Source organism: Variovorax sp. 278MFTsu5.1 (assembly GCF_048305045.1).
GTDB classification, from domain to species: Bacteria; Pseudomonadota; Gammaproteobacteria; order Burkholderiales; family Burkholderiaceae_C; genus Variovorax; species Variovorax guangxiensis.
In genome coordinates, this window is sequence record NZ_CP157622.1 from 6,845,181 (window position 1) to 6,855,595 (window position 10,415).

At 68.7% G+C, this 10,415-nt stretch carries 11 protein-coding genes; 1 reads left to right on the plus strand and 10 read right to left on the minus strand.

Translation table 11 applies throughout. From position 1 onward, the window contains the following. Nucleotides 1-7 precede the first annotated feature (7 nt). The 3 genes from lptC to ABL844_RS32000 are packed head-to-tail and all read right to left on the minus strand — an operon-like array spanning nucleotide 8 to nucleotide 2,213. Complete coding sequence (lptC, locus tag ABL844_RS31990; RefSeq protein ID WP_184639139.1) at nucleotides 8-667, minus strand: LPS export ABC transporter periplasmic protein LptC; 660 nt, start codon at nucleotides 665-667, stop codon at nucleotides 8-10. Beyond that, nucleotides 664-1,212, minus strand: coding sequence for a KdsC family phosphatase (locus ABL844_RS31995; RefSeq protein ID WP_126020863.1), 549 nt, complete (start codon nucleotides 1,210-1,212; stop codon nucleotides 664-666). Before ABL844_RS31995 ends, lptC begins: the two co-directional genes overlap by 4 nt. Beyond that, entirely contained in the window at nucleotides 1,212-2,213 is a 1,002-nt protein-coding gene (locus ABL844_RS32000) for a KpsF/GutQ family sugar-phosphate isomerase (RefSeq protein WP_126020861.1), read from the minus strand. The genes ABL844_RS31995 and ABL844_RS32000 overlap by 1 nt, the downstream gene beginning before the upstream one ends. A 104-nt stretch (nucleotides 2,214-2,317) precedes the next feature. Between ABL844_RS32000 and ABL844_RS32005 the strand changes: the two genes are divergently transcribed. Then, on the plus strand, nucleotides 2,318-4,303 hold the full coding sequence (locus ABL844_RS32005; RefSeq protein WP_184639137.1) for a monovalent cation:proton antiporter family protein: 1,986 nt from the start codon (nucleotides 2,318-2,320) through the stop codon (nucleotides 4,301-4,303). A gap of 30 nt (nucleotides 4,304-4,333) precedes the next feature. Here ABL844_RS32005 and ABL844_RS32010 read toward each other — a convergent pair whose 3' ends face one another. From ABL844_RS32010 to rpmH, 7 genes are all read right to left on the minus strand, one after another. Continuing rightward, the gene (locus tag ABL844_RS32010; protein WP_418130111.1) at nucleotides 4,334-5,317 is read right to left on the minus strand and encodes a zinc ribbon domain-containing protein; all 984 of its coding nucleotides are present in this window, start codon (nucleotides 5,315-5,317) and stop codon (nucleotides 4,334-4,336) included. A gap of 106 nt (nucleotides 5,318-5,423) precedes the next feature. After that, nucleotides 5,424-5,885 (minus strand): Crp/Fnr family transcriptional regulator, encoded by a 462-nt coding sequence (locus ABL844_RS32015; protein ID WP_126020855.1) that lies wholly within the window; start codon nucleotides 5,883-5,885, stop codon nucleotides 5,424-5,426. Between the two features lie 101 nt (nucleotides 5,886-5,986). Next, nucleotides 5,987-7,393 (minus strand): tRNA uridine-5-carboxymethylaminomethyl(34) synthesis GTPase MnmE, encoded by a 1,407-nt coding sequence (gene mnmE / locus ABL844_RS32020; protein ID WP_126020853.1) that lies wholly within the window; start codon nucleotides 7,391-7,393, stop codon nucleotides 5,987-5,989. A gap of 80 nt (nucleotides 7,394-7,473) precedes the next feature. Beyond that, nucleotides 7,474-9,168, minus strand: coding sequence for a membrane protein insertase YidC (gene yidC, locus ABL844_RS32025; RefSeq protein ID WP_418130112.1), 1,695 nt, complete (start codon nucleotides 9,166-9,168; stop codon nucleotides 7,474-7,476). Then, entirely contained in the window at nucleotides 9,165-9,452 is a 288-nt protein-coding gene (gene yidD / locus ABL844_RS32030; RefSeq protein ID WP_126020849.1) for a membrane protein insertion efficiency factor YidD, read from the minus strand. Before yidD ends, yidC begins: the two co-directional genes overlap by 4 nt. Further along, nucleotides 9,449-9,862 (minus strand): ribonuclease P protein component, encoded by a 414-nt coding sequence (locus ABL844_RS32035; protein WP_184639131.1) that lies wholly within the window; start codon nucleotides 9,860-9,862, stop codon nucleotides 9,449-9,451. The genes yidD and ABL844_RS32035 overlap by 4 nt, the downstream gene beginning before the upstream one ends. A gap of 101 nt (nucleotides 9,863-9,963) precedes the next feature. Then, nucleotides 9,964-10,098: a 50S ribosomal protein L34 gene (gene rpmH, locus ABL844_RS32040; protein ID WP_007834827.1), complete on the minus strand. Its 135-nt coding sequence runs from the start codon at nucleotides 10,096-10,098 to the stop codon at nucleotides 9,964-9,966. Nucleotides 10,099-10,415: the final 317 nt, after the last annotated feature.

The following is a 10,415-nucleotide window of genomic DNA, read 5'->3' on the forward strand; positions in this document are numbered from 1 at the left end:
GCCTTCCTCAGCGCTTCCTGGCGGGAGCAGGAGCTGCCGCCGCCGACGGAATCAGCACGCCGCGCACCCGGCCGTTGAGATTGGCCACGCCGCTCAGGTTGTCGTAGTCGAGCGTGTCGCCGGTGAACTGGTCGGTGCCACGGATGAGCGTGACCGGCTTGTTCGAGGTGACGCGCTCCGTGTCGACGTAGGCATGCAGGAAGTCGCCGCGGAACTCCAGGCGCGGCGTGGGCTTGCCGTTCGGTCCCACCGACGGGTCGCGGATGACGATCGCGTTGCCGAAGAGCTGGATTTCGCTGCCGTCGGAATTCGACAGCCCCCGGTCGGCGCTGCCGCGCGTCACGAGCCCCTCGGGGGACACCGAGCGCATGCGCACCTTGTCGATCTCGATGGTGTCGGTGTCGGGGTAGTGCCGGCCTTCGACGCCGTGCAGTTCGCTGCGCAGGTCGCCATTGGGCAGGAAGTTCTTGATGACGAAGTCGCGCATGAAGTAGTCGGGCTCGTGCGTGGGCGCGACCTTGGGAGCGGGCTCCAGCAGCTTGGGCGCGTTGCGCACCAGCCAGTAGGTGCCGAGCGCGACTGCCGCCGTCAGGATGATCGGCAGGTAGATCGTGGCGCGGTCGAGGACGTCGCGCGCCATGCCCCATGCGCGTTTCACGCCGCTCATGCGCCAGGCCCCCGCGCCGCGTCGAGCATGACGCGGTACTGGCCGCAGGCAGTGAGCAGCAGGTCGCACAACTCGCGCGCAGCGCCCTCGCCGCCGCGGGCCCTGGTCACGTAGCGCGCGATGCCGCGCACTTCCGCATGGGCATTGGCCGGCGCCGCCGGGAAGCCGACGCGCGAGAGCACCGGCAGGTCGGGCCAGTCGTCGCCGATGGCCGCGGCCTGTGCCCAGCCGAAGCCGAGCTGGTCGAGCATGGCCTGGGCGGCCGGCAACTTGTCCTCGGTGCCATAGCGCACGTGCTCGATGCCCAGCGCCTCCAGGCGCACGCGCAGCGGCTTGGAGTCGCGCCCGGTGATCACGGCCGGCACGATGCCCGCCTTGCGCAACAGCTTCAGGCCGTAGCCGTCGAGGATGCTGAAGCGCTTGAGCGTCTCGCCATGCTCGGTGAAATACACGCCGCCGTCGGTCAGGACGCCGTCGATGTCGAAGAAGACGATGCGCACGTCCTGTGCGGCGAGAAGCGTCTCGGCCTGGAACTCGAGGGGCATCAGATGACCTTCGCGCGCATCAGGTCGTTGGTGTTGATCGCGCCGACGACCACGCCTTCGCCGTCGATCACGAACAGCCGGGTGATGCCGCACTGTTCCATGAGCTCGGCGGCTTCCACCGCCAGCGCGTCGACGCGGATGGTGCGCGGGTTGCGGTGCATGACGTCGACCGCCTTGGGACTGCGCAGGTCGGCACCGGCCTCGATCAGCCGGCGCAGGTCGCCGTCGGTGAAGATGCCCGAGGCGCGGCCGTCGGGCTCCACCACCGCGGCGGCGCCGAAGCCCTTGTTGCTCATGGCACGCATCAGCTCGCTGATGCTGGCGTCGGGCGCCACGCGAGGAACGTCGTCGCCCGAGCGCATGACATCGCTCACGTGGGTGAGCAGCTTGCGCCCGAGCGCGCCGCCCGGATGAGAGCGAGCGAAGTCTTCCGAGCCGAAGCCGCGCGCGTCGAGCAGCGCCACGGCCAGCGCGTCGCCCATCGCCATCTGGGCGGTGGTACTGGCGGTGGGGGCGAGGTTGAGCGGGCAGGCCTCCTTCGACACGCCCGCGTCGATCACGATGTCGGCATGGCGGGCGAGGGTGGATTCGGTGCGGCCGGTCATGGCGATCAGGGGCACGCCCTGGCGCTTGACGACCGGCAGGATGACGGTGAGCTCGTCGACCTCGCCGCTGTTGGAGATGGCGAGCACCAGGTCGACCGCCTTGATCATGCCGAGGTCGCCGTGGCTGGCCTCGGCCGGGTGCACGAACATCGCGGGCGTGCCCGTGGAGGCGAGGGTGGCGGCGATCTTGCGGCCGACGTGGCCGCTCTTGCCCATGCCCATCACGACCACGCGGCCGCGCACTTCGAGGATCTTGCGCACGGCCTCGACGAAGCTGGGGCCGACGCGGTTCTTCAGGCCGGAGACGGCTTCGGCTTCGATGTCGAAGGTGAGGCGTGCCCGGGCCAGGATGGCTTCGGGGTCGACCACGGGGGCCGGGGCGGGACGGGAGCTCATCGCCGGATTTTACGGGCCAGCGGCTTGCCCCCGCGGCCGCCGGGGCGCCTCCGGGTGTCCTCCCTGAGGCGCCGCGCACGGCTCTTGCTCTAGCATCGGCGCATATGTCTTCGTTCGATCTCACGCTGTTGTACTTGCTGGCCGCGGTGATCGGCGTGGTGGCGTGCCGCTCACTCAAGCTGCCGCCGATGCTCGGCTATCTCTCGGCCGGCGTGCTGATCGGGCCGCACGCCTTCGCGCTGGCCCAGAACACCGAGGGCATCCAGCACCTCGGCGAATTCGGCGTGGTGTTCCTGATGTTCGTGATCGGACTGGAATTCAGCCTGCCCAAGCTGCGCGCGATGCGAAAGCACGTGTTCGGCCTGGGCCTGCTGCAGGTGCTGCTGACCATGGCCCTCGCCACCATCGGCGCGCTGCTGCTGGCGCGGCTGCTGCCGGCGGCCTGGCACCTGGGCTGGCAGACCGCGCTGGCCCTGTCGGGCGCGCTCACCATGAGCAGCACCGCCATCGTGGTCAAGCTGATGGCCGAGCGGCTCGAACTCGAAAGCGAGCACGGCAAGCGCGTGATGGGCGTGCTGCTGTTCCAGGACCTGGCGGTGGTGCCGCTGCTGGTGCTGATCCCCGCGCTGGGCGCCCCGCCCGAGGCGCTGGCCAAGGCGCTGGGGCTCGCGCTGCTGAAGGCGAGCTTCCTGATCGGCGTGCTGCTGTACGGCGGCCCGCGCGTGATGCGCTGGTGGCTCACGCTGGTGGCGCGGCGGCGCAGCGAGGAGCTCTTCATCCTGAACGTGCTGTTGATCACGCTGGGGCTTGCCTGGCTGACCGAGCTGGCCGGCCTGAGCCTGGCGCTGGGCGCCTTCATCGCGGGCATGCTGGTGTCGGAGACCGAATACAAGCACCAGGTCGAGACCGACATCCGCCCCTTCCACGACGTGCTGCTGGGGCTGTTCTTCATCACCGTGGGCATGTCGCTCGACTGGCACATCGTGGTCGAGCGCTGGCTGCTGGTGGGCGTGCTGCTGCTGGTGCCGCTGGCCTTCAAGCTGGCGCTGGTGACGGTGCTGGCTCGGGTGCTGGGCGCCACCTCGGGCGTGTCGCTGCGCACCGGCCTGTACCTCGCTCAGGCCGGCGAGTTCGGCTTCGTGCTGCTGACGCTGGCCCAGGAGCGCAGCCTGCTGCCGCCGTGGCTGGCCAACCCGGTGCTGGCGTCGATGGTGCTGTCGATGCTGGCGACGCCCTTCATCATCATGTACAGCAACGCCATCGTGCGGAAGCTGGTGGCCAGCGACTGGCTGCAGCAGTCGCTGCAGATGACGACCATCGCACGCAAGACCATCAACACGGCGCAGCACGTGATCATCTGCGGCTACGGGCGTTGCGGCCAGAACCTGGCGCGCATCCTGGAGCGCGAGGGCATCCCCTACATGGCGCTCGACCTGGACCCCGACCGCGTGCGCCAGGCCGCCGCCGCCGGCGACTCGGTGGTGTTCGGCGACGCCGCGCGGCTGCAGGCGCTGATGGCCGCCGGCCTGGCGCGCGCCAGCGCGGTGGTCGTGACCTACCTCGACGTGCCCGGCGCGATGAAGGTGCTGGCCAACACGCGCGCCCATGCGCCGCACGTGCCGGTGATCGTGCGCACGCAGGACGACCACGACCTCGAGAAGCTGCAGGCCGCCGGCGCGACCGAAGTGGTGCCCGAGGCCATCGAGGGTTCGCTGATGCTCGCGAGCCACGCGCTGGCGCTGGTCGGCGTGCCGATGCGGCGCGTGATCCGCGTGGTGCAGGACCAGCGCGATGCCCGCTACAACCTGCTGCGCGGCTACTTCCACGGCGCGGACGACGACAACGCCGACGAGATCGATCACGAGCGGCTCAACAGCTTCACGCTCGATGCAGGCGCCCGCGCGATCGGCCAGACGCTGCAGGGACTGGCGCTGCAGACGCTAGGCGTGCGCATCGCGAGCCTGCGCCGGCACGACGGCCAGCCGCGCCCGCTGGCCGACGACACGGTACTGTCGGACGGCGACACACTGGTGCTCTCGGGCAAGCCGGCCGCGCTGGCGATGGCGGTCGAGCGGTTGCAGAAGGGCTGAGCGGCAGCAGGCCGCTTTCCGCCGGGACGCTCAGTTGATGAGCGTCGGGTTGCGCTTTTCTTCCTCGATGCGCTGCTGACGGCGCACCGCCTCGCACTGCGCATGGGCCTTGTACTCCGGCTTCAGGCACTGCGCCGCCATGCATTGCGCCCTGGCGATGAAATTGCGGTCGCCGCACATGGCCGCGGGCTCGGCCGCAGCCGCCGGTGCGGGTGGCGGAGCAGGCGCCGCGACGGGAGCCGCAGTCTCCGCAGCTGGCTGGGGCGCCGCAGCGGCGGCCGGCTGCTTGCGCGCCTGCTTGGCGGGCTTGGGCGGCGGGGGTGCTGCCGGCGCGGCTTCCGCCGCAGGCGATGGCGCGGCCTGCTCGGCAGGCTGTGCATCCGTCGCGGCGGGCTCGGCGGGCGGCGGTGATGGCGGTGGTGGTGACTCGACGGCAGGCGCCGCAGCGGCGGGAGCCGGCGCAACGGCGGGCGGGGCGGTCTCCTCGACGGCAGGAGCCGTCTTTCGCGTTCCGTAGCCGGACCAGCCCGCCACGATCATCGCCACAGCCACCGCGAGCAGGCCCACCCACAGCAGGATCGCGCGCTTGCGCGGCGGCCGGTCGACCGGAGCGGGCTTGCGGATCCTGACCCGGGGCTTCTTCACCCTTTCGGGCGACGGCGCCCAGCTCGATTCCAGCCCCTGCGGGGCGGCTGGCGGCGCGGGCACGCGCGGCGAGCCGTCGTCGTGCAGCATGAAAACGGTCTGCTCGTCGTCGTCATGCCGCGGCGCGGAGGCAGGCGAGCGGCTGAAGAAGGACTGGCGCGCGGGCGACGGTGCCGGCGGGAGTTCTTCGAGGGGCGCCGGGATGGTCGGCGCGCGCAGTTGGGCGGGCGCCGTGGTGGCCCATTCGCGTTCGGGGGTCGGCGGCGGCGGGATCCGGTCTCCCGCGGCGGACAGCTTGATGCCGCAGCTCCTGCAGAAATTCGCGCCATCACGGTTCTCCGTGCTGCAGACCGGACAGATCGAGGCCATGGCTTGCTTGCTGACTACTTCTTGCTTCTCGGCGTCCTGAACTGAAATGGCTGGCCTGCATCCGTAGGATCGATCCGGTGGCGGGCGAGTGAGGAGGCCTTCCCGATCAGGTCACCGCGACGCGCTTGGAGCGGTGCGCCATGCGCTTGGCGATCACGGCGCCCAGGGCCATCGCGATCTCCAGCGCCATGTTGGGCTGGCGGTTCGACATTTCGGCGAAGCGGATCGCGGTGAGCCGCCAGACGCGGCCCGCACCGGTGACCACCACGTTGGCAGAATGCGGCTGCCGCGAGAAGAACGAGCCTTCGCCGACCACCGAACCCGCGGTAAGCACGGCCAGCTTCATCTGTTCCTTGCTGCTGACGCGGTGCACGCTGATGGCGCCGCTCTCGACGAAGAACACCGAACGGTCGGGCGTGCCCTGCTCGATCAGCACGTCGCCGACGCCGGTCTCGATGGGTTGCAGGTAACCCGCCAGCGTTTCCCACTGCTGGACGTTGAACGTCAACGCGAACGCGTCGGTGTTGATGTTCTCCGCGATGGCGCGGCTCAGGTTCTGGATTGACATGTGTTTCTCGGCCCCCGCATGTGAGCCGAAGTATCCGCGATGGCCGCGAACTTCGGCTACAAGTGTTTACGTTTTTCGAGGGCGGCTGCCGCTATCTGTGGCTATTTACCAATGCAGAAGCGCGAAAAGATGACGCCCAGCAGGTCGTCGGCGCCGAACTCGCCGGTGATCTCGTTCAGCGCGTTCTGCGCGAGGCGCAGTTCCTCGGCCAGCAGGTCGAGCAGCTGTGCCTGTGCCTCCAGGTGGCTTGCAGCCAGCGCCAGGTGCGTTTCGACCCGGGCCAGCGCCTGCACGTGGCGCGCTCGCGCAAGGTACACGCCCTCGGGCACTGCCTGCCAGCCGGCCATGGCCAGAAGCTGATCGCGCAGGGCCTCGATGCCCAGCCCGGTCTTGGCGGAGAGGGCGATGCCCTGTTCGGGATGGGCCGTGGGTGCCGCGTCCTGCTTGTTCCAGACGTCGAGCACCGGCACGCTCGCGGGCAGCTTCTGCTGGAGACCGGCCAGTATCTCGGCGTCGGCAGCGGCGTAGTCGGTCTGGCTCGCGCGCGTCAGGTCGTGCAGGAACAGCACCGCATCGGCGCTCTCGATCTGCCCCCAGGCGCGTGCCACGCCGATCTGCTCGACCTCGTCGCTGCTCTCCCGCAGGCCGGCGGTGTCGGCCACGTGCAGCGGCACGCCGTGGATCTGGATGGTCTGCGAGACCACGTCGCGCGTGGTGCCCGCCACGGCACTCACGATGGCCAGCTCCGCGCCGGCCAGCGCATTGAGCAGCGAGCTCTTGCCGGCGTTGGGCTGGCCCGCGATCACGACCTTGATGCCCTCGCGCAGCAGGGCGCCCTGGCGCGCGCGCTGCTGCACCGCAGATAGCTGCGACCGCAGCTTCGCCAGCTGCCCGGCCGCGTCGGCCTTCTGCAGGAAGTCGATCTCCTCCTCGGGAAAGTCGAGCGTGGCCTCCACCAGCATGCGCAGGTGGATCAGCGCGTCGCGCAGCGTGTGGATCTCGCGCGAGAAGGCGCCCGACAGCGAGCGCCCGGCGCTGCGCGCGGCCGCCTCGGTGCTGGCGTCGATCAGGTCGGCGATGGCCTCGGCCTGCGCCAGGTCGATCTTGCCGTTGAGGAAGGCGCGCTGGCTGAACTCGCCGGGCTCGGCCACGCGCAGGCCGGGCAGGCGCGGGCGGCCGGTGACCGGGTCGGGCTCGGCCGCCGCTTCCAGGCAGCGCGCCAGCAGGAGCTGCAGCACGACCGATCCGCCATGGGCCTGCAGTTCGAGCACGTCCTCGCCGGTGAAGGAGTTGGGCGAGGGAAAGTGGATGGCCAGGCCGTGGTCGACCGGCTCGCCGTCCGCGTCGCGGAACGGCAGGTAAGTGGCTTCGCGCGGCTTGAGCGCGCGGCCGCAGATCGCGTCGACCAGCGGCGCCAGCCTGGCGCCCGACACGCGCACGATGCCGACCGCGCCGCGCCCCGAGGCGGTGGCGATGGCGACGATGGGGTCGGAGGTGCGGGCGAGCATGGTGCGGATTCTTTCAGTCTTTCAGCAAAAAGGGCCGCTTGCGCGGCCCTTCGTGGGATGGCTTGGAGCGATCGGCCGGCTTACTTGGCGCCGAGCACGCCCAGGCGCTTGTTGATGAACCACTGCTGCGCGATCGACAGCACGTTGTTCGTGATCCAGTACAGCACCAGGCCGGCCGGGAAGAAGATGAACATCACGCTGAACGCGAGCGGCATGATCCACATCAGCTTGGCCTGCATCGGATCGGGCGGCGTCGGGTTGAGCCAGGTCTGGAAGAGCGACGTGGCCGTCATCACGATCGGCAGGATGTACCAGGGGTCGGGTGCCGAGAGGTCGGTGATCCAGCCGATCCAGGGCGCGTGGCGCATCTCGACCGACGACAGCAGCACCCAGTACAGCGCGATGAACACCGGGATCTGGATCAGGATCGGGAAGCAGCCGCCCATCGGGTTGACCTTCTCGGTCTTGTAGATCCGCATCATTTCCTGCTGCATCTCCTGCGGCTTGTCCTTCAGCCGCTCGCGCATTTCCATGATCTTCGGATTGATGGCCTTCATCTTGGCCATGCTGGCGTAGGCCTTGGCGTTGAGCCAGTAGAAGGCCGCCTTCAGCAGCACCACCAGCGCGACGATCGACCAGCCCCAGTTGCCCAGGAGGCCGTGCAGCTGGGTGAGCAGCCAGTACAGCGGCTTGGAGATGATCGCGAAGATGCCGTAGTCCTTCACCAGGTCCAGGCCCGGAGCGATGGCTTCGAGCTTCTTTTCTTCCTCGGGACCGGCGAACAACGCACTGTTCACGACCTGCGTGGCACCCGGGGCGATCTTCGGCAGCGTGGCCACCATGGCGATGGAGAACTGGTTGTCGCCCAGGTCCTTCACGCGGAACTCGCGGCGCAGCTGCTCGCTGGCCGGGTCGCCCTTGAGCAGCCACGCCGAAGCAAAGTAATGCTGCACCATCGCGATCCAGCCGTCGTTGGCCGGCGGCGGCGGTTCGATCTTGCCCTTGGCGATGTCCTTGAAGTCGAGCTTGTGGAACTTCTTCTCGTTGGTGTACGCCGCAGGGCCCGTGAAGGTGTTGGTGCCGAACATGGTGCTGGCAGCCACCGTGCCGTGACGCAGCAACTGCAGGTACAGCTGCGCGTCGCGCGGCTGGTCGCTCACGTTGACCACTTCGTGGCGCACGCCGATAACGTAGTCGCCACGGTGAAACACGTAGGTCTTGATGTACTTCAGGCCGCCGGCGGGGGCGCTTTCGAAGCTCACTTCCAGCGTGTTCTGGCCGTCGGCCATCTCGCGCGCGCCGGGCCGGGGCGTCATCTGCGTCAGGTGGTTCGGGAAACGCTCGCCGGTGTCGACCTGGTTGAGCAGGCCGGTCTGCGCGACATAGCGGGTGGCGGGCGAGCCGTTTTCGAACAGCACCACGTGCTTGGTGCGGTCGGCTTCGTCGTACTTGCGCAGTTCGAGGTGGTTGACCGTGGCGCCTTCGCTGTCGATGCTGGCCTGGAACAGGTCGGTGGTCACCTTGACCTGCTCACGCGGAGCCGCGGCCACCGCTTGCGTGGGCACGGCGCCAGCATTGCCGCTGCCGGAGGCAGCCGGTACGCCGTTACTGTTGGCCGCGGGCGCGGTGGTTGCGGGAGCAGCGGCCGTGGCGGCCGGCTTGGTCGACGGCAGGAAGGTCGGCTTGTTGCCGTTGAAGACCTGCCATTGGTCCCACAGCAGTACCAGCGAGAAACCAAAAATCACCCACAGTATCGTGCGGCGGATATCGTTCATGACGAAGACTTCTTGTCGGAAGAGAGAAGAGACGAAAACAGCGATCCTGACCTGTCAGTGCGACGCTGGGATTTCGGCGGAACCGGATCGTGGCCGCCCTGGCACCAGGGCTGGCAGCGCGCGATGCGGTGCAGGGTGAGATAGCTGCCCTTGAGTGCGCCATGCACTTCCAGCGCCTCGATCGAATACACGGAGCAGGTCGGCGTGAAACGGCACGACTGGCCGAGCCAGGGGCTCAGCAGCAGGCGGTAGGCCTTCACGATGCCGATCAGCAGGCGTTTCATGGCGAGGAGGAAGGGGCTGCGGCCGGCGCGGGGGCGCGCGCGGCCCGTGCCAGCAACTGCTGGAGTTCGGCGCGCACGGCGGCCTTGAGCTTGTCCGAAGAGGCGCTCACGAACTCCTTGCGGTCGAAGCCCGCGCGCAGCCGCACCACGTGCGCGGCGCGAGGCAGTGCTGCACCGGATGCGGCGCTCACCGAATAGATCTGTCGCTTGATGGCGTTGCGCGTGACGGCGCGGCGCGCCCAGCGCTTGGGCACCATGGCACCCAGCCAGACGTCGTCGGACGCGAACAACGGCTGTGCGCTCGATGCGAGATCGAGCGCACAGCGATGCAATGCGAAATGAGCAGTGCGCGCCACGGTGGCACCTGCGAGGACGGCCTGGAATTGCGCGCGGGACTTGAGCCGCTGCATGGAAGCCGGGCCGCTTGTGTCATGCCGGCCCGGGCCAGAAGCCCTGGCGGATGGAGCTGGCGCTGACGGGTCGGCTGCTGGCAACGGCAGGTGGACTGCCGTCAGACGGCCAGGCGCTTGCGGCCCTTGGCGCGGCGTGCGTTGATGACGGCACGGCCGCCGCGGGTCTTCATGCGGACCAGGAAGCCGTGGGTACGGGCGCGGCGGACTTTGGATGCTTGGTAGGTGCGTTTCATGGTGATTTCCTAATTCCCTGTTCGCGCTGGCCCTTCGCGCTTTCGTACTGAAAGCATGAAGTTCCTGCGGGGCGCCGGGGCGGGCGTGTTTCGGATGGCCCCCGAAAGACGCAAAGAGGTTTTCAGGGAAACCCGCAATTATCGCAAACATTGGGGCCCTGAACAATCTTCGAGCAGATTTGCGGGCCTTTCGACACACTCGCCGGCGTGTGGATAAGGTTTTGACAAGTTAGAATGCCGGGCGCCTTCCAGCAGAGAATATCCACAATACCTATACCAAGAAATGCCCGAGGGTCCCTTCACTTTTCCCCACGCCC